This window comes from Coriobacteriia bacterium (assembly GCA_014859305.1).
Lineage (GTDB): Bacteria > Actinomycetota > Coriobacteriia > Anaerosomatales > Kmv31 > Kmv31.
On the sequence record JACUUM010000043.1, the window covers coordinates 1 to 21,187 of the forward strand.

At 71.2% G+C, this 21,187-nt stretch carries 24 protein-coding genes; 5 read left to right on the top strand and 19 right to left on the bottom strand.

The window, feature by feature from the left end:
- From IBX62_08550 to IBX62_08595, 10 genes are all read right to left on the bottom strand, one after another.
- On the bottom strand, nt 1-426 hold a 426-nt coding region (locus tag IBX62_08550; protein MBE0477130.1), incomplete at its 3' end, for a MerR family transcriptional regulator.
- A gap of 22 nt (nt 427-448) precedes the next feature.
- Nucleotides 449-889, bottom strand: coding sequence for an FHA domain-containing protein (locus IBX62_08555; protein ID MBE0477131.1), 441 nt, complete (start codon nt 887-889; stop codon nt 449-451).
- Nucleotides 890-919: 30 nt separating this feature from the next.
- Entirely contained in the window at nt 920-1,183 is a 264-nt protein-coding gene (locus IBX62_08560) for a hypothetical protein (GenBank protein MBE0477132.1), read from the bottom strand.
- A 33-nt stretch (nt 1,184-1,216) separates the two neighbouring features.
- Nucleotides 1,217-1,534 carry a hypothetical protein gene (locus IBX62_08565; GenBank protein MBE0477133.1) on the bottom strand — a complete coding sequence of 106 codons (318 nt, stop codon included), beginning with the start codon at nt 1,532-1,534 and terminating at the stop codon, nt 1,217-1,219.
- Nucleotides 1,531-2,457 (bottom strand): lipoate--protein ligase family protein, encoded by a 927-nt coding sequence (locus tag IBX62_08570; protein ID MBE0477134.1) that lies wholly within the window; start codon nt 2,455-2,457, stop codon nt 1,531-1,533. Before IBX62_08570 ends, IBX62_08565 begins: the two co-directional genes overlap by 4 nt.
- A gap of 6 nt (nt 2,458-2,463) precedes the next feature.
- Nucleotides 2,464-3,957 (bottom strand): aminomethyl-transferring glycine dehydrogenase subunit GcvPB, encoded by a 1,494-nt coding sequence (gene gcvPB / locus IBX62_08575; GenBank protein ID MBE0477135.1) that lies wholly within the window; start codon nt 3,955-3,957, stop codon nt 2,464-2,466.
- A 35-nt stretch (nt 3,958-3,992) separates the two neighbouring features.
- The gene (gene gcvPA, locus IBX62_08580; protein ID MBE0477136.1) at nt 3,993-5,333 is read right to left on the bottom strand and encodes an aminomethyl-transferring glycine dehydrogenase subunit GcvPA; all 1,341 of its coding nucleotides are present in this window, start codon (nt 5,331-5,333) and stop codon (nt 3,993-3,995) included.
- 32 nt (nt 5,334-5,365) lie between these two features.
- Nucleotides 5,366-5,755: a glycine cleavage system protein GcvH gene (gcvH, locus tag IBX62_08585; protein MBE0477137.1), complete on the bottom strand. Its 390-nt coding sequence runs from the start codon at nt 5,753-5,755 to the stop codon at nt 5,366-5,368.
- Between the two features lie 42 nt (nt 5,756-5,797).
- On the bottom strand, nt 5,798-6,949 hold the full coding sequence (gene gcvT / locus IBX62_08590; protein ID MBE0477138.1) for a glycine cleavage system aminomethyltransferase GcvT: 1,152 nt from the start codon (nt 6,947-6,949) through the stop codon (nt 5,798-5,800).
- A 28-nt stretch (nt 6,950-6,977) separates the two neighbouring features.
- Nucleotides 6,978-8,234 carry a D-alanyl-D-alanine carboxypeptidase gene (locus IBX62_08595; protein MBE0477139.1) on the bottom strand — a complete coding sequence of 419 codons (1,257 nt, stop codon included), beginning with the start codon at nt 8,232-8,234 and terminating at the stop codon, nt 6,978-6,980.
- 117 nt (nt 8,235-8,351) lie between these two features.
- On the opposite strand from IBX62_08595, the gene IBX62_08600 reads away from it, so the two are divergent.
- Complete coding sequence (locus tag IBX62_08600; GenBank protein ID MBE0477140.1) at nt 8,352-8,681, top strand: prepilin-type N-terminal cleavage/methylation domain-containing protein; 330 nt, start codon at nt 8,352-8,354, stop codon at nt 8,679-8,681.
- A gap of 36 nt (nt 8,682-8,717) precedes the next feature.
- A complete protein-coding gene (locus IBX62_08605; protein MBE0477141.1) occupies nt 8,718-9,545 on the top strand; it encodes a diguanylate cyclase in 828 nt (275 codons plus the stop codon).
- Here the strand turns inward: IBX62_08605 and IBX62_08610 are convergent.
- The 9 genes from IBX62_08610 to IBX62_08650 form a co-directional block, all read right to left on the bottom strand.
- Nucleotides 9,515-9,961, bottom strand: coding sequence for an ACT domain-containing protein (locus IBX62_08610; protein ID MBE0477142.1), 447 nt, complete (start codon nt 9,959-9,961; stop codon nt 9,515-9,517). The genes IBX62_08605 and IBX62_08610 overlap by 31 nt on opposite strands.
- 7 nt (nt 9,962-9,968) lie before the next feature.
- Complete coding sequence (locus IBX62_08615) at nt 9,969-11,252, bottom strand: phenylacetate--CoA ligase (protein ID MBE0477143.1); 1,284 nt, start codon at nt 11,250-11,252, stop codon at nt 9,969-9,971.
- A gap of 96 nt (nt 11,253-11,348) precedes the next feature.
- Nucleotides 11,349-13,223: a VanW family protein gene (locus IBX62_08620; GenBank protein MBE0477144.1), complete on the bottom strand. Its 1,875-nt coding sequence runs from the start codon at nt 13,221-13,223 to the stop codon at nt 11,349-11,351.
- The gene (locus IBX62_08625; protein MBE0477145.1) at nt 13,224-14,018 is read right to left on the bottom strand and encodes a DUF881 domain-containing protein; all 795 of its coding nucleotides are present in this window, start codon (nt 14,016-14,018) and stop codon (nt 13,224-13,226) included.
- On the bottom strand, nt 14,009-14,353 hold the full coding sequence (locus tag IBX62_08630; GenBank protein MBE0477146.1) for a small basic family protein: 345 nt from the start codon (nt 14,351-14,353) through the stop codon (nt 14,009-14,011). Before IBX62_08630 ends, IBX62_08625 begins: the two co-directional genes overlap by 10 nt.
- A complete protein-coding gene (locus tag IBX62_08635; GenBank protein MBE0477147.1) occupies nt 14,350-15,051 on the bottom strand; it encodes a DUF881 domain-containing protein in 702 nt (233 codons plus the stop codon). Before IBX62_08635 ends, IBX62_08630 begins: the two co-directional genes overlap by 4 nt.
- 125 nt (nt 15,052-15,176) lie before the next feature.
- The gene (locus IBX62_08640; protein ID MBE0477148.1) at nt 15,177-17,699 is read right to left on the bottom strand and encodes an NTP transferase domain-containing protein; all 2,523 of its coding nucleotides are present in this window, start codon (nt 17,697-17,699) and stop codon (nt 15,177-15,179) included.
- Between the two features lie 68 nt (nt 17,700-17,767).
- Nucleotides 17,768-18,394 carry a CDP-alcohol phosphatidyltransferase family protein gene (locus tag IBX62_08645; protein ID MBE0477149.1) on the bottom strand — a complete coding sequence of 209 codons (627 nt, stop codon included), beginning with the start codon at nt 18,392-18,394 and terminating at the stop codon, nt 17,768-17,770.
- Between the two features lie 92 nt (nt 18,395-18,486).
- Nucleotides 18,487-19,476, bottom strand: a complete 990-nt coding sequence (locus IBX62_08650; GenBank protein ID MBE0477150.1) for a magnesium transporter — start codon at nt 19,474-19,476, stop codon at nt 18,487-18,489.
- Between the two features lie 163 nt (nt 19,477-19,639).
- On the opposite strand from IBX62_08650, the gene IBX62_08655 reads away from it, so the two are divergent.
- The 3 genes from IBX62_08655 to IBX62_08665 all read left to right on the top strand — a co-directional run bounded on the left by IBX62_08655 (nt 19,640) and on the right by IBX62_08665 (nt 20,570).
- Nucleotides 19,640-19,882 carry a hypothetical protein gene (locus tag IBX62_08655; protein MBE0477151.1) on the top strand — a complete coding sequence of 81 codons (243 nt, stop codon included), beginning with the start codon at nt 19,640-19,642 and terminating at the stop codon, nt 19,880-19,882.
- Between the two features lie 18 nt (nt 19,883-19,900).
- Nucleotides 19,901-20,053 carry a hypothetical protein gene (locus tag IBX62_08660; protein MBE0477152.1) on the top strand — a complete coding sequence of 51 codons (153 nt, stop codon included), beginning with the start codon at nt 19,901-19,903 and terminating at the stop codon, nt 20,051-20,053.
- Between the two features lie 97 nt (nt 20,054-20,150).
- Nucleotides 20,151-20,570 carry a transposase gene (locus IBX62_08665; GenBank protein ID MBE0477153.1) on the top strand — a complete coding sequence of 140 codons (420 nt, stop codon included), beginning with the start codon at nt 20,151-20,153 and terminating at the stop codon, nt 20,568-20,570.
- Nucleotides 20,571-21,187: the final 617 nt, after the last annotated feature.

Genomic DNA, 21,187 nt, shown 5'->3' on the forward strand with positions numbered 1-21,187 from the left:
CCTGAGCTCCGGCCCTTCCTCGCCTTCGACGGGCGCGACGAGCCCGAAGTCCGCCAACTCGGTGATGAACGAGGCGGGAAGGCCCAGGAGCGACGGGGCTCCGGCGACCGGGACAGTCTCGGCCTCTTCGAAGGGCAGGGTCGCGGGCCGAGCGGATCCGGCGACGGCGCTCTCGAGTTCGGAGGGGACGCGGCCGCGATCCAACTCGGCCAGCTTCTCGCGGATCACCGCGAGCGGCAGGAAGTGCTCCTTCTGGAGGCGCAACACCAGCTCGATGCGTGAGACGTCGGCGGGGCCGAACTTCCGATAGCCGCCCGCGGTGCGCTCGGGGGCGACCAGCCCCTCCTCCTCCAGGAAGCGGATCTTCGAGATCGACAGGTCCGGGTGGGCCGAGGAGAGCTTCTCGACCACCTCCCCGATGGTCATGTACTCGCGGGAGCGAGGCATGCTACCCCCCGCCGCCCGGATAGAAGACCATCTGGAACGTTCCCACCTGGACGATGTCCCCCGCGTGCAGCGGAGCCGCGTCCACGCGCACCCCGTTGACGTAGGTGCCGTTGAGTGAGCCCACGTCCTCGATGACGTAGTCGGCGCCCTTCAGGAACACGCGGGCATGACGGCGGGAGACCGTCACGTCGTTCAGGAAGACGTCGCAATCCGGGTCGCGGCCCAGCGTCATCGACTCGGCTTCGATGAAGAAGCGCTCCCCGACCTCCGGTCCCTTGCGCACGACCAGGACCGGGCCTCCGACATCCTCGGCCGGGCCGGGGCGCGGCGGCTCACCGAGGACCGAGAAGGCCTCCGTCGTGGTCTCAGCGGGCGAACCGCACGACGGACACCGGTCCTCGTCCTTTCCGATGTTCGCTCCACACGCCGGGCAGTCCGCCATCTCGCTCCTTCGTGCGACGCGGACGGTACCCTACTGCTCCGGGAAGCCGAACTCCCTCGAGCGGAAGGATTCCGCGATCTGCTCCTCGAGCGCGGAGACGATCTCCGAGCTCTCCAGCACGTGCTGCAGACGCTCCTCGCTCAGACGGTTCTTGACGTACGGGTCGCGCAACGCCTCGGTCAGCCGGCGCCCGTTGCGCACCTCGCGCAACACGTACTCGACCACCCGCTCCTCCACGGGGTCGGTGGCCAGTTCATCCATGAAGGCCCGGACCCGCTCCACCAGCGTCGGCAACACGTCCTCCTTCGCGAGCCTGCGATCGTGAGCTCAGTACTCCTCGTCGTCCTCGTCCAGCATCGCGGCGACGTCCACGTCGGACACGCCCCGCAGGTCGTTCGAGAGGATCTTGATCAACCGCTCGATGTCGGCGCCGGAGATGACGTCTCCGCCGGACTCGCGCTGTTCCTTCAGCCGCCGCACGAGTTCCGCCCGCAGGATGTCTATCTTGCCGTGCAGGACACGCCGGCGATAGCTGATCCGCTGCTCCTCCTCGTAGAGCTGGTTGAGGATCTCGCGCAGTTCCTCGTTGCTCTTGTCGTCGAGGTCGAGAAGCGCGGATTCGAGCCTTCTCTCTTCTTCCGTCATCGCCCCTCCCTAACGTGCCCCCCACTCGGCCGCTTCACATTGTAGCCCAAGGGTACGACACGGTCATCGGGAGCCGTCGCCGGCCGGCCGGCGCCGTCGGCCCCGGCATCCGGCGGCGGCTGCGAGACCACGGTCGCGGCTCGCGACAACACGGCCGCACGCTCCTCCTCGGCGGGGCTCAGCGCGCCCTCGCGGAGCACGACCCCCAACTCCTGGGCCATGCCCCCGCGCAGCGCGCGCCCGACCTCCTCGCGCGAGACGTCGCGGCCGAGCGCGTCGCGGATGGTCGCCGTGCCGCGCCCCAGGCGCCCCGCGGCCTCCTCGTCCAGCCTGAGGAGACGCGCCTCGAGCGCGAGGTCGCGCGCCACCACGAGGGAACCGTGCTGCAGGCAGACCTTCCCGCGCCTGACCTGCGCGCTCCCGCAGAGCTTGGCGTCGCCGAGCGAGACGTCCGCGCAGGTGGCCTGCAGGTAGCACGCGGACGAGCGCCGGCCGCGCGGGCGCGGGGTGAGCGCCGCGGCCACGCCGAGCCGCCTGTACGCCGCCACCAGCGCGCCGCAGAGGGCACGGTAGCCGGCCGCGACCGCCGCGGGCATGCCGTCCGCGACGGACGCCACGACGCTGTACGTCAGTTCCGCGTCGTGCAGGACCGCGCGGCCTCCGGTCGGCCTCCGCACGACGTCGACGCCGGCTCGGGCACAGGCCTCCAGGTCCACGTCCGCGGCGGCCTGGAACCGCCCCAGGCTGACCGTGGGCCTCTCCCACCAGTAGAGCCTGAGGGTCGCGGGAGCCTCGTCCCGCGCTCGAGCCTCCAGGACGGCCTCGTCGACCGCCATGTTCCACGCCCCGGGACGCGCGCCGTGCAGGATGACCCGCCAGCGCCCTCCCGCTCCCGACCACGAACCGCGGTCCCCGCCGTCCACGGCAGGCTAGCCCCCGCCCCTCGCGCGGACGCGTCGCCATCTCAGGTCCGGCCGTCTCGCGGCGCGCACCTCGTCGAGACGCCGGACGGGCGTGGCGTGCGGCGCGGAGCGGAGCACCTCGGGCTCCTCCTCGGCTTCGCGCGCTATGCGCAGCATCGCCTCGGCGAAAGCGTCGAGCGTGTCCGGGTCCTCGGTCTCCGTGGGCTCGATCATCAGCGCCTCCTCCACGACCAGCGGGAAGTAGACGGTCGGCGGGTGGAAGCCGAAGTCCAGCAGCCGCTTCGCTATGTCGAGAGCGCGGATACCGGCTCGGCGGCGCTGGCGGCGGCCCGATAGTACGAACTCGTGCATGCACGTCCGGTCGTACGGCAGGTCGTACGCGACCTTGAGCCTCTCCTTGAGGTAGTTGGCCGACAGCACCGCCTGCTCGGCCACCTCCTCCAGCCCCTCGGACCCCAGAGCGAGAGCGTAGGCGTAGGCTCGCACGGCCACGCCGAAGTTGCCGAGGAAGGATCGGACCCTGCCGATCGTGCGCTCGGGCTCGACGAGACCGTATCCTCCTCCCTCGACCTCGGCGACGACCGGGGCAGGCAGGTACGGCGCCAGCTCGGCGCTGACGCACACAGGTCCGGAGCCCGGCCCTCCCCCGCCGTGCGGCGTCGCGAAGGTCTTATGGAGGTTCACGTGCAGCGCGTCGAAGCCCATGTCCCCCGGGCGCGCCTTGCCGAGGATCGCGTTGAGGTTCGCTCCGTCGCAGTAGACGAACGCCCCCGCCCGGTGCGCCGACGCCGTCACCTCCAGGATCCGCTCCTCGAACAGGCCCAGGGTGTTGGGGTTCGTCAGCATGACCGCCGCCACGTGCGGACCGAGCGCCGAGCGCAGCTCGCCGAGGTCGATGTTGCCCCGGCCATCCGTCGGCACCTGCCGGACCTCCCAGCCCGCCATCGCGACGCTCGCGGGGTTCGTCCCGTGCGCGGTGTCCGGCACGAGCACGCACCTGCGCGACGTCGCGTCCCCGCGCTGCCCGTGAGCGGCGCGGAAGACGAGCAGCGCGGTCAGTTCGCCGTGCGCACCGGCCGACGGTTGCAGCGTCACGCCGGGCAGCCCCGAGACCTCGGCGAGGACGCCCTGCAGAGCGTGCATGAGCCCGAGGGCGCCCTGCACGGTGGAGGCGGGCTGGTAGGGGTGCACCGCAGCGAACCCCGGCAGCCGCGCCGCGTCCTCGCTCACCCTCGGGTTGTGCTTCATGGTGCACGAGCCCAGGGGGTAGAACCCCGTGTCCACGCCGAAGTTCACCGCGGCGAGCCTAGCGTAGTGGCGCGCCAGCTGTCCCTCCGTGGCGTGCGGGAGCATCGGCGGCTCGGCGCGAGCGGCCGGCCCGAACGCCTCGGCGGGCTCCACGACGGGGACGTCGAGCCGCTCGGAGAGCACCCCGACCCGCAGGCCGGGCGCCCCGACCTCGAAGACCAGCGGCCGGCCTCCCTGGCGCGCCTCCCCCACGCGCCGGCCGGGCCCGGCGTCGGACCGGTCCCCGGTCACAGCGACGCCACCTCCTCGGCCAGCGCATCGATCTCGCCGCGGGTCCGCCTCTCGGTCGCGCACAGGAGCACGGTACCGTCCTCGTCGGGGAAGAAGCGCCGCAGGTGCAGTCCCGCCAGGTAGCCGCGATCCAGCATCTCCTCGAGCATCTCGTCGGCGTCTCCGAGGTAGCGCAGCGCGACCTCGTGCCCGTGCGGCGAGGCGAAACGGCGCTCGAACCGGCCGGTCGCCACGAGACGTTCGCGCAGGTACGCCGCTTTCCCCACGCACGCGCGGCCCAGCTGCTCGAGGCCCTCGGCCCCCAGCGCCGCGAGGTGGACCGCCGCGGCGAGCGCGTTGAGCGAATGGTCGCTGCAGATGTTGCTCGTGGCCTTCTCGCGCCGCACGTGCTGTTCGCGCGTCTGCAGGGCGAGCGTGAAGGCCGGACGCCCCTCCGCATCCACCGTCCGGCCCACGACCCGGCCGGGCATCCGGCGCAGGAACCTCTCCCGGCAGGCGAACAGGCCCAGCCCGGGCCCGCCGAAGCTCATCGGGCCGCCCAGGGGCTGACCCTCCGCCACGGCCACGTCGGCGCCGAGCTCGCCAGGCGCCTCGAGCACCCCCGAGAGGGCGGGGGCGAACGCGGCGATGAGCAGCGCGCCGGCGTCGTGGGCGACGGCGGAGGCGGCCGGAAGGTCCTCGATGCAGCCGAAGAAGTTCGGGCTTGCCACCATCAGCGCGGCCGCGCCCGTCGCCGCGGCGCGCAAGGCGTCCGCGCCGCTGAGGCCGGTCCGGGGGTCGAACCGGACGATCTCCACCTCGAGCAGTCCCGATCCCGCGTACGAGCGAAGGGTGTCGACCCACTCGGGATGCACGGCGCCGCTCACGGCCACCTTCGCTCGGCCGGTCGCGCGCGCGGCGAGGTACGCCGCCTCCGCGAACGCGGTCGCGCCGTCGTACATCGACGCGTTGGCCACGTCCATCCCCGCCAGCTCCGCGACCATCGTCTGGAACTCGTACACGGCCTGTAGCGTGCCCTGGCTCGCCTCGGCCTGATACGGGGTGTAGGCGGTGAAGAACTCCGGCTTCGAGACGACGTGCCGCACGATGGCGGGCACGTAGTGGTCGTAGCACCCGGCGCCGAGGAACGAGACCACGCGAGAGGCGTCCAGGTCTCGCGCCGCCAGCTCCCGCAGGTGTGCGATCAGCTCCTCCTCGGCCAGCCCCGGCGGCAGGCGGAGCGGCCGGTCCAGCCTCACCTCCGCCGGCAGGCCGTCGAAGAGCTCCCCGGCGTCGGACACGCCGACGGCGCGCAGCATCCGCTCGCGCTGCGCGCCGTTCACCGGTATGAAGCGCATCCGCTCCCCCCGTCGTCAGCGAGCGGACGCCCCTACGACTCCTCGGAGACGAAAGCCTCGTACTCCTCGGCGGTCATCAGGTCGTCGACCTGAGAGGGATCGGCCATGCGGACCTCGATCATCCATCCTTCGCCGTACGGGTCCTCGTTGACGGTCTCGGGCGTGTCGCCGAGCGCCTCGTTGACCCGTACGACCTCCCCGGTCAGCGGCGAGTACAGCTCGGAGACGGACTTCACCGACTCGATCTCGCCGAACGTCTCGCCCGCGACCACCTCGTCGCCTTCGTCGGGCAGGTCCACGTAGACCACCTCGCCGAGTTGATCCTGCGCGAAGTAGGAGATGCCGATGACGGCGGTGTCGCCCTCGGCGCGGACCCATTCGTGCTCCTTGTCGTACTTGAGCTCCTTGGGATAGCTCGACATCGGCGCGCGCTCCTTTCGAGAAGCGTCGGGCTCCGGCTCGCCCTAGGAGCCGGACCCGGCCAGTGACGTTCCCTTGACGAACGGCGGCCTCACCACGAGCGCGGCGAAGGTCCTGCGGCGTGCCCGCACCTGGAGCCCGGTCCCTTCCCCTGCGAGCTCCGCGGGCACGTACGCGAGCGCGATACCCTCCCCGAGCGTCGGCGAGAACGTGCCGCTTGCCACCTTACCCACCTCGTTGCCGCGGTGCAACACGGCATACCCCGCCCGCGGGACCCCCTCGGCCAGGCGCAGTCCCACGAGTCTCCTGCGCGGCCCCTCCTCGGCGATACGCGCTACCGACTCGGCGCCCACGAACCCGCCCTTCTCGAGCGAGACCGCCCAGCCGAGACCCGCGGTGACGGGGTCCACCTCCCGTCCGATCTCCGCGCCATGCAGCGGGTAGCCCATCTCGAGGCGCAGGACGTCGCGCGCGCCCAGGCCACACGGTGTGACCTCCGGGACGCTGAGGAGCAGCCGCCACAGGGCCGAGGCGTGGCTCTCGTGGCAGAACGCCTCCACTCCGTCCTCTCCCGTGTAGCCGGTGCGGGCCAGCAGCACGGGGATGCCGCCGAGGCGGCCTTCCCCCAAGTGGAAGCGCGGCGGCAGCGAGAGGTCGGCCCCGCCGAGCTCGCGCAGGACCTCCAGCGACAGCGGGCCCTGCACGGCTACGATCGCGGTGCGGCCCGATTCGTCGACGAGCTCCACCGCGCCGTCCTCGGGCCGACACTCGCCGTTCCCACCGCCCGGCTCCGAACCCTCGGGGAGACGGGCGGCGAGCCATTCCCGGTCGGCGCGACCGTTGCCCGCGTTCGCGACGAGGATGTACTCCAGGTCGCCGGAGTGGTACGCGATCACGTCATCGACGATGCCGCCGTCCTCGGCGCACATCAGCGTGTACTGCGCCGCACCGACCTCGGAGATGCGGCCGAGGTCGTTGGTGAGGACGCCCTGCAGGTAGTCGAAGGCCCCGAAGCCGAAGACCCGGAACGCGGGCATGTGGCCCACGTCGAACACGCCCACCGAGGTGCGCGTCGCCGCGACCTCCTCGCTGATGCCGGCGTACCAGATGGGCATCCACGACCCGCCGAACGGCGCCATCCGAGCACCCAGCGCCACGTGCTCGGCGTGCAGCCGCGTCCGAGCCGCCTCCGCCATCCCCTGCCTCCTCGCTCCCCGCGCCGCCTCAGGGAACCGCCGGCGCGGCCGCCGGCTTCCCCGACCGAGCAGCCGGTCCCTTCGGCCCGAACCAAGCGCGCCAGGTGCGGACGAGGGACACCCTGATCCGTTCCCACAGGGTCGGGACGGGGACGCCGGCGGCCGCGGCGACCGGCACCTCGGCGACGAGCCGCTCCCCCTGGTACACCGATAACGTGCCCAGGCGGTCCCCCTCCGCGACGGGCGCGTCGACCGAGGGCACGATGTCCAGCGCCCGCCGGAGATCGCCGTCGAGGTCGAACAGGAGCGTGGAGGTCGCCTCCGCGACGCGGGCCACGACCGCGACGTCCAGGTAGTCCGACACCGGCACGAGACCCATCGTCTCACCCGCGGAGGCGAGCTCCCGCGGCCGGTAGTGCTCGAAGCCCCACTCCAGGAGCAGGCGGCTCTGCTCGGCGCGGCTGTCCTCGGCGCGAGTCCCCAGCACGACCGCGAGCAGGCGCGCCTCCCCGCGTTCGGCCTGGCTCACCTGGCACCAGCCCGCCGACCGCGTCATGCCTGTCTTCACCCCCACGAGCCCCTCGACGTCCCCCAGGAGCACGTTCGTGTTCTCCATGCGCCGGTCGACGCCCCCCACCGAGACCGTGCAGGAGGGCATGCTCACGATCCGGCGGAACTCGGCGTCCCGCATCGCGTACCGGGCCAGCGCCGCGAGGTCCCGCGCCGTGGAGTAGTGCCCCTCGGCGTCCAGGCCGTGGGGGTTCGCGTAGCGCGTGTCGTCCAGCCCGAGATCGCGGGCCTTCTCGTTCATGAGAGCTACGAAGGCCTCCTCCGACCCGGCCACGTGCTCGGCCAGCGCCGATGCCGCGTCGTTGCCGGACTTCACGAGCATCTCCTCCATCAGCTGCCGGACAGAGCGCACGTCGCCGGCGCGCAGGTTGTACCGCGCCCGTCCCACGCGCGCGGCCTCGGCGGAGACGCGGACGCGCTCCTCGGCGTCGACGCCGCTCTCCAGGACGAGCACGGCCGTCATGATCTTGGTCGTGCTCGCGATCGGCCGGCGCCTGTCCGCACCCCGCGACCACAGTTCGCGGCCTTCCATCGTGCCGAGGTAGCCCGAGGCCATCTCCAGGTCCGGTGCGGCGCGACCCGTGTCCGTGCCTTCCAGCTCGGAGACGGGCACCCCGGCCACACGGTCGACGGGGCGCACGACGGCGGCCGCCGGGGCGGAGGCGGAGGCCAACGAGAGCGCGAGCACGAGCGCGACCGCGGTGGTGCGCAGCATCCCTGCGTTCCTCCTGCTCCAGGGCGGGGTCGGGGACGTTCCCGCTAATTGTATGCCACAGCCCGCCCGATATACTGGCGTGTGGAGTGGGGCCCGGCCCGGGGAGGAGAACGTCGGTTGCCGCGCACCGATGACGGGTTCAGCCTCGTGGAGCTTCTGATCGTGCTGGCGATCATGGGCGTCATCGTGGCGATCGCGATAGCGTCCTTCACCGCGAACACCAGCGTCGCGGCGAGGGTCGCGTGCCTGTCGAACCAGCGTACTCTCACGCAGGCCGTCACCCAATACCAGGCGGCTCACGACGGACGGAGGCCCGCGGTGATGGACGACCTCGAGCCGTACGCCAGGACGTTCGCGCGCGCCAGGCGCTGTGCGGCCGACGGGCGGCCCCTCGTACTCGACGAGGCCGGCGTCGTGCTCTGCACCCACCCCGGGCACGACGGCTAGGGCGTCGTACGGCGGTTTCGAAGAGAGGAGCGTCGGGTGACCTACGAACGGTTCGAGCGGCTCGTCCTCTACGTCGGCGCGGCCGCGATCATCGGCGCGATGACGATATCGCTGGGACGCCGGGCCGTCCTCGAGGAGCTCGCCGGCCAGGTCCTGCTGCTGGTCGTGCTCATCGGCGCCGTCCACTGGGGACGCCGGGGAGGCTTCCTGGCCGCCGTCGTCGCGTCGTCGGCGTACTTCGCGATCCGAGTCCCCACCGTCGTGTCGGAAGGGGGGCTCACCGCCGACGTCGCGTCGATGCTCGCCGTGCGCGTGGGGGCTTACGGGGTCATCGGCATCCTCGGCGGCGAGCTCTGCGGGCGCATCAGGTACATCTTCGCCCGCCTCGAGGACGCCTCCCGGATCGACGAGTGGACGCGGGTCTTCAACCAGAGGGCCGTCGCCCGCAGCATCGCCGGCTGCCACGGACAGCACCTCCGCTACGGTAGCGAGTACTCCGTGGTCCTGCTCGCGCTGGCGCCCCAGCTCACCGCCGAGCTCCGCGTCAGCCGGCAGAAGTCGCTGCTGAGGCGCGTCGCCAACCACGTCCGCACCGACCTCCGGCTGGTGGACGAGGTCGGGCGCCTCGACGACGGCCGCTTCTGCGCCGTCCTGCCTCAGACCGGTCGATCCGGGGCGCTCGTCGCCGCGGAGCGCGTTCGCACAGGGGTGCGCGAGCTGCTCGGCGCGCGAGACGCGTCCGTGACCGTCGAGGTCCTCGGCACGCCCGACGATGTCGGCCGGCTCGCGTCGCTGCTGGAAGCGCTGGCCCCCGAGGAGGCCCCCGCCGCCGGTCAGGACGAGCCGGCGTCCTCCGTCGCGTAGAGGTCCTCGGCGCGCAGGCATCGCACACCCGCGTCCTCCAGCGCCTCCGCGGCCCGCTTCGGATCGTCCACGCGCACGATGTCCACGGCGGCGTCCGCACCGGGTTCGACGAACGCGTACATGTACTCGATGTTCACGCCGGCGTCGGAGAGCACGCCCACCACCTGGGCGAGACCCCCTGGGCGGTCGGGCATCTGGACGGCGAGCACGCGCGTCAGCGTGACGCCGAACCCGGAGGCCTCCAGCGCCTCCTTGGCGGCGCGAGGACGGTCGCAGATGATGCGCACGACCCCGAACTCGGCCGTGTCGGCGACCACGAGCGCGCGCATGTTGATCCCGGCCGCGGCGAGCGCGCGGGTCAGCTCCGCGAGGTGCCCGGGCTCGTTCTCGAGGAACACAGAGACCTGCTCGACCATGGCGCCCTCACACTCCCCCCTGCTCGGAACGGGCATCCACGACGCGCTTCGCCTTTCCCTGGCTGCGCTCGATGGACTTGGGCTCGACGAGCTTGACGTCCAGGTTCACCGCGAGTGCCGCCTGGATCTCGGAAGCGACCTTGCGGCGCAGCGTCTCGAGCTCGCGGATCTCGTCGAAATCCGTGTCGGGCACGACCTCGACGTGCACCTCCACGTGGTCCATCGCCCCGCGCTTCGAGAGGATGACCTGGTAGTGGGGCGCGACGCCGGGGATGCCCGCCAGGACCTGCTCGATCTGGCTCGGGAAGACGTTGACGCCGCGCACGATCAGCATGTCGTCCGTGCGCCCCGTCACCCGCTCCATGCGGCGGAACGTGCGGCCGCAGGGGCACTCGCCGGGCACGATCCTGGAGATGTCGCGCGTGCGGTACCGGATGACCGGGATGCCCTCCTTGGTCAGCGTGGTGAACACCACCTCACCGCGCTCGCCGTCGGGCACGGGCTCGAGCGTCTCGGGGTCGACGATCTCGATCAGGAAGTGATCCTCGTTGACGTGCAGGCCGTCCTGCTCGAGGCACTCGGAGGCCACCCCGGGACCGAGGACCTCGGACAGGCCGTAGATGTCGATCGCCTTCACGTCGAGCGCCCGTTCGATCTGCCGGCGCATGTTCTCGCTCCAGGGCTCCGCCCCGAAGATGCCGGCGCGCAGCGGCAGCGAGCGGACGTCCACGCCCATCTCCCCGGCCGTCTCCGCCAGGAGCAGCGCGTAGCTGGGGGTGCAGGCCAGGATCGTCGTGCCGAAGTCGCGCATCACCTGCACCTGGCGCTTGGTCATCCCTCCGGAGATGGGCACGGTGACGGCGCCGAGCCGCTCGGAACCGTAGTGCACGCCCAGACCACCTGTGAACAGGCCGTACCCGTACGTCACCTGCACGACGTCGTCGGCCGTCCCGCCCGCGCACGCGATCGTGCGGGCCATGAGATCGGCCCAGTTCGATATGTCGTTGGCCGTGTAGCCGACGACCGTGATCTGCCCGGTCGTGCCCGAGGAGCTGTGCACGCGCACGATGTCGTGCAGCGGTGCGGCGAACATGCCGTAGGGGTAGGCGGCCCTCAGGTCGTCCTTGACCGTGAACGGCACCGCCTCCAGGTCCTCCAGCGAGCTCACCGAGGCCGGGGCGAGACCCGCCTCGTCGAACTTGCGCCGGTAGGTCTCCACGTTCCCGTGGACACGGGCGAGCACCGTCCGCAACCGCCGAAGCTGGAGCTCCTCGAGCTGCGCGCGGGACATCGCCTCGTATTCCGGCTGGTACACCCCTCACTCCCCTCCGCGCCGGCGCCCGCCAGGCGGGCCGCCGCCGCATCCTTGGCGGCCGCTCCTCGCGCCCTACCGGGCGCCCGAGAGGGAGCCCTCCTCCTCGGCCGGCGCCTCGACCTTCCTCGTGCCGACGCGCACGACCTCCTCCTTGGGCTTGTACACGGAGGTGAAGGTGTCGGTCCGCACCACCGTGCCGCCCTTCCTCACGGTCCGGGTCACGACGCACTTGCGCCCGTCCACGCCCGGGTCCTGCACGACGCGCTTGCCCTCGTCCAGGGTGTCGTCCTCGACCTCCGAGACGCTGTGCGGGCGCACGTCGGTGAAGTCGCCGGTGGTGTACGCCACCTCGTATCCCGGGTCCGTGCCGTACAGGCTCACCGTGAGCGAGCCCGCTCCGAACCCCGTCTTGACCAGCACCCAGTGCTCGGTGTCGTTGCGGAACTTCAGGTCCGGGCCGCCCCAGGAGATCGTCGCGTCCCGCCCCTTCGGGTAGCTGCTGATGTAGAAGGAGTGGTTGCGCCTCTCGACGACCGGCAGGCCCGAGAAGAACACGGTGTTGAAGAAGGTCGTCCCGACCTGGCAGATGCCCCCTCCGAGCTGCGGCACCAGCTTGCCGTTGACGATGGCCGCGGCTTCCTGATAGCCCTTCTCCGCCGTCCGAGGACCGATCGTCTCGTTGAACGAGAACGTCCCCCCCGGCGGCACGAGGGAGCCGTCGAGCGCCTTGGCCAGAGTGTGGATGTTGTTCACGCGCGATCTGTTCGTGGGGTCGTAGTTCGTCGAGTAGGTGGCGATGCGCTCCTTGATGCCCATCCCCCGCGCCTTAGCGGTCGTTATCTCCGGCTCGACCCGGCGCGTGCGCAGCGTCACGACGCGCTCCCCGTCGCCCTTGAGCACGACCGTGAGCTCCTTGGCCAGCGCCTTCATGTCGGGGCCCGTGCCGTCCCTGGACGGCACGATCGTCACCCTCCCGTCGGAGACCTTGAACGAGGCGTCCACGGGCTCGCGGCCCACGCCGCCGACCTTGGGGCCCACGGACCGGGCCACCTTCTCCCCCTCCACGTACGCCTCGAGCTGCATGCGCTGCCCGGTGCCGACGTCACCCTCGGCCGACGGGGACTCCGCCGAGGACGTCGACCCCTTCGCGGCTTGCGCCTCGACCGGCACGGGCACCGCGCGGAACGACAGCCACGACCCCACGTCTCTCGCGCTGAACTCCCAGCTCCGGTCCTCGTGCTCGATGCGCACCGGTCCCGAGGCCATGCGCTCCGCATGCGCCAGCGCCTCCGCGGCGTCCTCGTCGGCCACGCTCACCGGGATGAAGCCCACGGCGACGTTGACTGAACGCTCGCTGGAGACGAACGCGGCACGCAGGCTCTCCTCCACGGCCTCGCGCCGCATCTCGACACCCACCGCGGCGGGCTCGAGCCGCGCCTTCCCGCCCTCGACCTTGACCGCGGCGTCCTTGGGCTTGCGCAGCACCGCCTCGGCCACGTCGTCGAGCAGCGGGTCGGTCGCCTTCGGGTCGAGGTCGGTCCTCATCGGCAGCTCGACGGGGCGGAACCACGCGGCGAGCCTCGCGCTGAGCCGGGAGGCGGCTGGGCCGCGGCGGCCGACGCCCATCGCCGCCTCGATGTGCCGTGTGGCGTCGACGCTGGCTCCGACCTTCTCCGCCGTCACCTCCCACTCGCGCTCCTCGAACCTGAGCTTGACCGGGCGCGACAGGCTGTCCTGGGCATGCGCGGCGAGCCTCGCACGGGCGTCGGCGGGCCTCATCCACCCGACCGCCACGCCGCCCACGCGTACGCCGGGGTGCACCCTGCCCCACATCGCGACCGCGTCGGCGGTCACGGCGAGGACCGAGACGAGCAGGACGGCTCCCAGCGGCAGGACCGCGAAACGGAACCACACCGGGGATCGTTTCAAGCGGGCGGTGAGTCGCATTCACTTCTCCTTGATGGGCTCGCCGACCACGAAGCGCCCGTCGGGCGCCGCGGGGACGGCGACGTCGTCGCTCTCGCTGACGGATACCTGCACGCCGGGGTAGGTCGCGAACGCGGCGGCGACCCCTCCCGGCATGGAGACGGCTTGGGAGAGCGCTTCGGGCTTGCCGATGGCCTGGACGAGGTAGGGGGGCTCGAGAGCCTGCCCGTCCAGCGTGACGCTGCCGGCGTCGCCGGAGAAGCCGGAGAGCGCGCCCATGCGCCGCCCGTCCACCGCCACCGCCTCGGCGCCCGAGGACTTCAACTCGTTGACGAACGCGAGCAGGTCCACCGGGAGCAGGACGCTCTCGGGGTCCGACAGCGTCACGACGATGCCGGGGCCGACGGCGGCCTCGAGCCCCGCGACGAGACGCAGGTCCTTCAGCTCGCGCGCGGCGGCGTTGAGCAGCTCGCTCCGGCCCTTGCCGCCCGCCTCGGCCTGCATCAGCCGCAGCTCCAGCTGGAGCGCCTCCTCGCGCATCGCGTCGTTCTCCGCGGCGATCTGCTGGATGATGGAGGCGAGGTCGGCGCTGCTCTGCGCTTCCAGGGACCGGGCGTAGCTGGCGTTGCCCCGCCACTGCGCGACGAGCAGGAACCCGACCAGCCCGACGGCCATGGCCAGCGTCAGGAACAGCCGCGCCTCGTGGAACTGGCTCTCCACGGCCTTCTCGGTCGCGATGACCCGACGGATGGACTCGTCCCGCAGGACGGTGAACGTGCGGCGGGGACCTCCGTCCAGCGCGCCCACTACTCCCACCCCAGCCGCTCTAGGATCAGCCGTCGTACGGCGCCGAGGTTGTCGAACATGCGCACGCCGAAGGCGACGACGGCCGCCAGGTACAGCTCCCGCACCCCTATGCGCTCGCCGATGAACACGATCAGCGCCGCCATCAGCGTGTTCGTGAGGAAGCCGGTGACGAAGGCGCGGTCGTCGAAGCTCCGCTCCAGGCTCGCCCGCACCCCGCCGAGGCAGCTGTCCAGCGCCGCGAGCACCGCCACGCCGAGGTAGGTGAGCAGCGCCACCGGCACGCTCAGGTTGGTCAGCAGGCCGAGCGTCATGCCCAGCGCGAGCGCCAGCAGGAGCACCATCACGATGCGCCACCTCCCGGCCGGGCGTACGCGGGCTGGGTGCTGCCGCGATACGACGGGACGGTGATCTCGGCCCTGGTCACGAGCCGGGCCTCCAAGCCGTACCGCGTCTTGTACGCGCCGAAGACCGGTCCGGTCATCGGGTCGTCGAGGACCGACCGCGCCAGTGCGTCCGGGTCGCCGACCGCGAGCACGACGTAGGGGTTGCCCAGCCGCGTCGAGTTCACGAGGATCGTCGTCCCGGCACAGCGTATGGGGGTGGTGGCCACGATCCGTTCCCCGTTCACGCTCACCGCCTCAGCCCCGCCCGCGAGCAGGGCGTTCACCACGCCGGACAGGTCGTAGTCGTGGATAAGGTAGTCGTTCGGGTCCGCTCCGGGGGGCACGTCCTTCCCGTCTCCCAGGAGTATCTCGACCCCGGGGCCTTGCACGGCCGTCAGCCCGGCGGCCGCCCTCGCCGCCTCCAGCTCGGCCGAGAACGACTCGCGGACGCCGGCGTCGGCGGCCGCGAGGCGGTCCGCCTCGGCCATGCTGTCCCGCAGGTCCTCCAGCCGGTCCTGCAGGGCGTGGCGCTGACGCTCCATGTCGCGCACGACCGCGGGCAGGTCCGCCGCTCGCTCCGGCCGGACGCTGGCTGAGCGCGCTTTGGTGTTGAACGCCACGGCGAGCATGAAGCCGAGCACGCAGAATACGACGGCCAAGACCGGCCGGTACCGGGAGGACACTACGCGACCCCGTGTGTGCTGGTGAGCCGACCACTCGGCGGCGATTATACCAGGCCCGGCCGGGCAGACGGTAGCGGCGCGTCCAGCGACGCGAGGGGCCGCTACCCCGCGGCCCCCGAGACCATCCTCTCGAACCTCGCGAGGTTCTCGTCGGCCGAGGCGTCGTCGACGCCTTCCGCGTACACGTCCACGAGCGGCTCGAACGGGTGGGGCAGCACGAGCGCCCAGCCGTCCTCCAGCGTCACGCGCACCCCGTCGGCGAGCCGGACGTCCATCCCCGCCACGGCCTCGGTGACCGCCCGCATGACGGCGCCCTTGCGATCGATGGGGCAGAAGACCGCCTTCTCCCGCAGGTGGGGCGCAGGCAGGCGCTCGACGACCGCGTCGAGATCCTCCTCGGTCTCGGACAGCATGCGGACGAGCATGCCGAGGCTCATGATGCCGTCGCAGGCGGCGAGGAGGGCCGGGAAGACGTAGCACCCGTTCCGGCCTCCCGCGAAGCCCGCCTTCTCGCGCACCGCCGTCTCGGCCAGCGACTGCCTGGAGCGGCCGCTGCGGACCACGCGTGCGCCGCAGCGCGCCGCTATCTCGTCCACCACGACGGAGGCGTGCGCGGGCACCACGAGACCGGAGGCGGCCCGGCCCGTCCCGCACCACAGCGCCACCATCAGGTGCAGCGCCGTGTCGCCGTCCAGCATCCTGCCGGCGGGCGTGACGATGTCGATCCTCTCGCCGGGCAGGTCGAACCTGATCCCGAGGTCGGCACCGAACATCTCCACGTCGGTCCGCAGGCGGTCCAGGTGCGCCGTGCGCTCGCGACCGCTCACGTAGGTCTTCTCGGCGTCGGGGATGGGGTTGAGCGTGAGCAGGTCGGCCGGCCAGCCGGTGGCGACCTGGGGCAGGACGATCGAGGCGACGCCGAAGCCCATGTCGGCCACCACCCGCAGCCTGCGCCCCGCCGCGGCCTCCTCGGGCTCCTCCTCGGCCTCTCTGCCCTCTCCGCGCCCGGCGCCGCGCAGCGCGTCGCTCAGTCCCTGCGCGTAGTACTCGAGCGCGCGGGGCGGGTAGATGATCTCCCCCACCTCGGAGAGGAAGGAGCGGCGGAACTCGTTGCGGAAGTACAGGCGCTCGACCTTCTTCTGCTCCCAGGGCGTGATGTCCAGGCCGTTGGCGCCGTAGAACTGGATCTGCAGCGACTGTACGTCCTTGGGAGAGGCGCAGACGTGGACCCCGCCGACGGAGCGGGTGTCACGGGTCGTGAACCTGTTGACCGCCGGCGAGGCGACGCGCAGGTCGCGCACGCTCAGCCCCGCCGAGTTCAGCCCCGCGACCATGGCGCGCTTGATCATGCGGGCCGCGCGGCTGTTGTCCCGGCTCATGACCACGTGCGACCCGCTCGGCAGGGTCGTCCCGAACGCCTGGGCGGCCTTCAGCGCCGACTCCGGTGTCACGTCCACGCCGACGAGCCCGGATATGCCCTCGGTCCCGAAGAGCGAGCGCAGCGCGGCTGTCTCCCAGATCACCGAGGAGCTCACCACGGCGGCCGGCTCGATACGCTTGAACGGGTAGATCTGCACGTCGTTGCCTATGAACGCGTCGTGACCCACCATCGCCTCGTCGCCGATGGCCACGCCGACCTCCACCGTCGCACGCTTGCGCACGTCCACTCGGCGGCACAGCACCGCTCCCCGCACGGTAGCGCCCGCGCCGACGAACGTGTCGTTCCACAGGATCGAGCGCTCCACGACGGAGTCATGCCCGATCACGCAGTTGTCGCCGAGGACCGTGTACTCCGCCAGCTCCGCGCCGCCGCGGATCTTGGCGTTCGCGCCCACGACGACCTTGGAGCGCAGGACGGCTCCCTCTTGGACCTGAGCGCCCTCGCCGATCCACACGTCGCCGGTGGTGCGCGTCCCCGGGACGTACAGCTTCGCCCGGCCGTCCAGCACGTCGCGGTGCGCCTGGACGTAGCTCTCGAGGCTGCCGACGTCGCACCAGTAGCCGTCGACGACGCAGCCGTACAGCGGGAGGCCCTTGCGCATGAGGTCCGGGAAGAGCTGCGAGGAGAAGTCGTACGGCTCGTCCTCGGGGATGTGCTCGAAGACCTCGGGCTCCAGCACGTAGATGCCCGTGTTGATGGTGTCCGAGAAGACCTGCCCCCAGGTCGGCTTCTCGAGGAAGCGCTGGATCCGGCCCTCGTCGTCTGCGATGACCACGCCGAACTCCAGCGGGTCGGGCACGCTCTTGAGCGCGATGGTGACGGCCGCGCCGCGGCGCTCGTGGAAGGCGATGACCTCGGAGAGATCGACGTCGGTGAGCGCGTCGCCGGAGATGACGAGGAACGTCTCGGTGAGGTGCTCGGCGGCGTTGCGCACCGAGCCCGCGGTGCCCAGCGGCGTCTCCTCCACGGCGTAGGCGATCTCGGTGCCCCACTCCTCACCCCCGCCGAAGTAGTCCTGGATGACCTGCGGCATGAACTGCAGGGTCGCCACGACCTCCGTCATCCCGTGGTGCTTCACGAGCCCGAGGATGTGCTCCATGCACGGCTGGTTGACGATCGGGACCATCGGTTTGGGCCGCAGGCTCGTGAGCGGGCGGAGCCTCGTGCCCTCGCCGCCGGCCATGATGACCGCTCTTATCGCAAACGCCCCCTTCCGCCGGCCGGCCGCCGTCGCCGGCCCCGGACGACCCGTCACCCGCCTCGCGCTGCCGTCCCCTCGGCCTTCGCCCCGTCCACCATCCGCTTCGCCCGCACCGTGTACTGCGCCGCCGTCCCCAGCGAGAGCGCCAGACCGGCGTAGATGAGCAGCTCGCCGGCGTAGCGGAGGCCGAGCGCGCCGACGTGCACGGACGGCCAGCCGAGCACCAGCGCCGCGAAGCCGGTCAGCAGCACCGCGGTCGTGATCTTGCCGGCGTAGGTCACCGGCATCCTCATACGATACCGCTCCAGCACGTACGCCCCATAGAGCAGGTAGGCGTCGCGCGCCACGAGCACGACCACCACCCAGAGCGGCAGGCGGTCCACGATGTAGAGCCCCACGACGCCCGAGGCGATCAGCAGCCGGTCCACGAGCGGGTCGATGACCTTGCCGACGGTGGTGACGGTACCCGTGCGGCGGGCGATCATGCCGTCCAGCCAGTCGGTGGAGGCGGCCAGCGAGAAGACCACGAACGCGATCAGGTCGCTCTTGTCCGCCCTCGAGAGCAGCAGCGACAGGAAGATCGGGATGAGCAGCAACCTGACCACCGTGATCAGGTTGGCCACCGAGTACATGCCGTGCTCCGGGGCGTCCGCCGCCCTCGGGCGTTCCTCTACCACCGGCCCTCCTCTTGAGAGTACGACCATGGTGACACGACCCTCGTCGCGCGGGAACGCCCCGCTCGCGACGGTGGCGACGCGGGGCGTCGGCGTCATGCGGCGGCGAACAGGACCGCCGTGGCGACGACGAAGTAGATCACGATCGACAGGACGTCCTGCACGATCGTCGCGAAGGGGCCCGCGCCGTACGCCGGGTCCTTGCCCAGGCGGGCGAGAGCCCACGGGATGAGGACGGCGATCGAGACCCCGGCGAAGATCGACGCGAGCATCGACAGCCCCACGATCGCCGAGATGCGCGGCTCCCCGAAACGGAGCTGGGCGAACGCGGCCATCAGCGCCGCCGAAGCGAGGGCGATGAGCGCGCCTATCCCCTGCTCGCGCACCACATAGCGGCGGACGTCGAGCGAGCCGGTCGCCATGGAGCGGATGAAGATCGTCTCGGTCTGCGTCGCCACCGCGTCGGCCATGTACACGATGACCGGGATGAAGAACGCCAGCTCCAGCCGGCGCTGCAGCGTGGCCTCGAAACCGCGGACCACCTCGGTCGCCAGCATGCCTCCCGCCAGCCCGACGACGAGCCAGGGCAGGCGCCGCCGCACCAGTTGCGGGGCGGTCGCCCCGGCGATGTCGAAGCCGGGCTCGGGCCTCACGCCGGACTGCAGCAGCATGTCCTCGACGTGCTCCTCGTGCAGTATGCGCAGGATCGCGTCCTCGTCGATCGCGCCGAGGACCTCTCCGTCCGCCTCGACGACGGGCACCGCGTCCAGCCCGCGGCTGATCGCGACGCGGACCGCCTCCTCCTGGTCGGCTTCGGGCGCGACCGAGGCTACGTCACGGCGCATGACGGCCGACAGCTGCGTGTCGGGCGGCGTGTTGCTGAGCTGCTCGATCGTCACGAGCCCGACCAGGCGGCCCTCGTCGTCGAGGACCAGCGTGTAGGTCAGTGCGTCCCAGCGCGGCGAGTCCGGAGCCACGATGAGCCCCAGGACCTCGCCCACGGTCGCCTCCTCGCGCGCGACCGGCACGGAGGAGACCATCCGCGCCCCCGCCGACTGCGGCGGATAGGCCGGCGCCTCGCCCATCGTGGGCCCCCTTCCGTCCTCGGCGTCCCCCAGCTGCCCGAGTATCGTCCCGCGAGGCCCGTTCCCACAACCCGGACCGATGCGCGGGCAGGTCTCCGCCCGGCGGTTCGCGGCCGTGCGTCCCGGGTACCACACGTGCACGCCGCGAAGGGAGGTGAAAGCGATGGCGACGATCCACCTGATCGAGGAGAACGAGGCGTCCGCGGAGGTCCGACAGGTCTACGAGGACATCAAGACGCACTACGGCTTCGGGTTCGTGCCGAACATCTTCAAGGCGCTGGCCCATCAGCCCGAGATCCTCAAGCTGCAGTGGGAGGGCTACAAGCAGGCCGAGCGGACGTGGGGCAAGGAGATGGTCACGCTCATGAGCCTCGCCGTGGACGTGACGAACGGCTGCAGGTATTGAACGGATTTCGAGACGGCGATGTTGAAGCAGCTGGGCTACGACGACGCCAAGATCGAGAGCGTCGTGAACTTCATCAGCTCGAGCAGCTACTTCGACAAGTACGCCGATGGGCTCCAGTTGGAGTCCGACGTCACGACCGCGACGGTGAGCCGGCCCATGGCGCACGCGTAGCGGGCGCTAGGCCGCCGATCCGTCAAGGCGCAGGGGCCCGAGGAGCGTTCCGCCCGGGCCCCTTTCGTCCTCCGGGGCGTCCTCACGTGTTCGCCGAGTGCCTACCGCGCATGCCCTCGAGGCCCACCTTCAGCTTGTCGACGACCTCGCGCTGCTCGCCAGGGTCGTCGAGCAGCTCTCCGAGCGCTTCCCCGATGTCGCGGAGATGCTTGAAGAGGCCGCACCCGACATCGCCGCGTTTGCAACATTCCTGCAAGCGCACTGGCGCCAGATATGGTCGAACAACCCCCAGGAGCGGCTCAACCGGGAGATCCGACGGCGCAGTTACGTGGTCGGCGTCTTCCCGGACCGCGCGGCGATCATCCGCCTGATCGGCTCGGTGCCTTCCGAGCAGCACGACGAGTGGCAGGTGTCGCGGCGCTACATGTCCGCCGAGTCGATCGAGACAGCCCTGCGGCCGCCGCTTGAGACGCTCGACGGTGAGGCGGAGGTGGTGCCGGCGCTCATGGCCGGCTGAGAGCCGGCGGTGGGGATGGAGCAGGGAGCTTCACACACCACTTGACGGGACGTGGCCGTCCTCCCGCGCCTGGTCAACGCCATGTTGCGCCTTCGGGGGACGTCGGTGGACGCCAACGGAATCTCAAGCGTTGCTGCACCTATTGCTGCAGTAATGCCGCTAGGGTGCGCCCGGCGATTCCACCGCGACTTTCTTCCTTCCTAGAACAGCTAGGACACCACCTGCCAAGGCGAGCACCATGAAGATCGCGACGAGCGTACCTCCAAGGACCGCGCCGAGGACCGAGGCCACAATCAGCAGAACCCTGGGAGGCGACTCTTCGCGACGATTGCGACATAGCGCCGAGCACAATGGTCGCGAACGCGAACGCTAGGCCGCCCCAACCTAGGCCGATCACTGTCCCAGAACCCTCGGCCTCTAGCGCTGCACCCAGACCTCCGAAGACGAGGGTTAGAAGTGCGGAAAGTACACCGAGGACACCAGCGATGATTGCAACGATTACCCCTGCTTTCCTCATCAGGACACCCCGACCCGCTCTGCTCGCAACAGCACATCCCACGCCTCATCATCGCACCGTATGGGGCTACCGGCAGATCGTGTGTCAGGCACTCGTGCTA

Coding starts and splice junctions, on each gene's coding strand:
- IBX62_08650 (MBE0477150.1), bottom strand. CDS start 19,476: ATGGGCGAGGCGCCGGCCTATCCGCCGCAGTCGGCGGGGGCGCGGATG.
- IBX62_08655 (MBE0477151.1), top strand. CDS start 19,640: ATGGCGACGATCCACCTGATCGAGGAGAACGAGGCGTCCGCGGAGGTC.
- IBX62_08640 (MBE0477148.1), bottom strand. CDS start 17,699: ATGGCCGGCGGCGAGGGCACGAGGCTCCGCCCGCTCACGAGCCTGCGG.
- IBX62_08620 (MBE0477144.1), bottom strand. CDS start 13,223: ATGCGACTCACCGCCCGCTTGAAACGATCCCCGGTGTGGTTCCGTTTC.
- gcvPA (MBE0477136.1), bottom strand. CDS start 5,333: ATGCGCTTCATACCGGTGAACGGCGCGCAGCGCGAGCGGATGCTGCGC.
- IBX62_08660 (MBE0477152.1), top strand. CDS start 19,901: ATGTTGAAGCAGCTGGGCTACGACGACGCCAAGATCGAGAGCGTCGTG.
- IBX62_08610 (MBE0477142.1), bottom strand. CDS start 9,961: ATGGTCGAGCAGGTCTCTGTGTTCCTCGAGAACGAGCCCGGGCACCTC.
- IBX62_08615 (MBE0477143.1), bottom strand. CDS start 11,252: ATGTCCCGCGCGCAGCTCGAGGAGCTCCAGCTTCGGCGGTTGCGGACG.
- IBX62_08565 (MBE0477133.1), bottom strand. CDS start 1,534: ATGACGGAAGAAGAGAGAAGGCTCGAATCCGCGCTTCTCGACCTCGAC.
- gcvT (MBE0477138.1), bottom strand. CDS start 6,949: ATGGCGGAGGCGGCTCGGACGCGGCTGCACGCCGAGCACGTGGCGCTG.
- gcvH (MBE0477137.1), bottom strand. CDS start 5,755: ATGTCGAGCTATCCCAAGGAGCTCAAGTACGACAAGGAGCACGAATGG.
- IBX62_08555 (MBE0477131.1), bottom strand. CDS start 889: ATGGCGGACTGCCCGGCGTGTGGAGCGAACATCGGAAAGGACGAGGAC.
- IBX62_08595 (MBE0477139.1), bottom strand. CDS start 8,234: ATGCTGCGCACCACCGCGGTCGCGCTCGTGCTCGCGCTCTCGTTGGCC.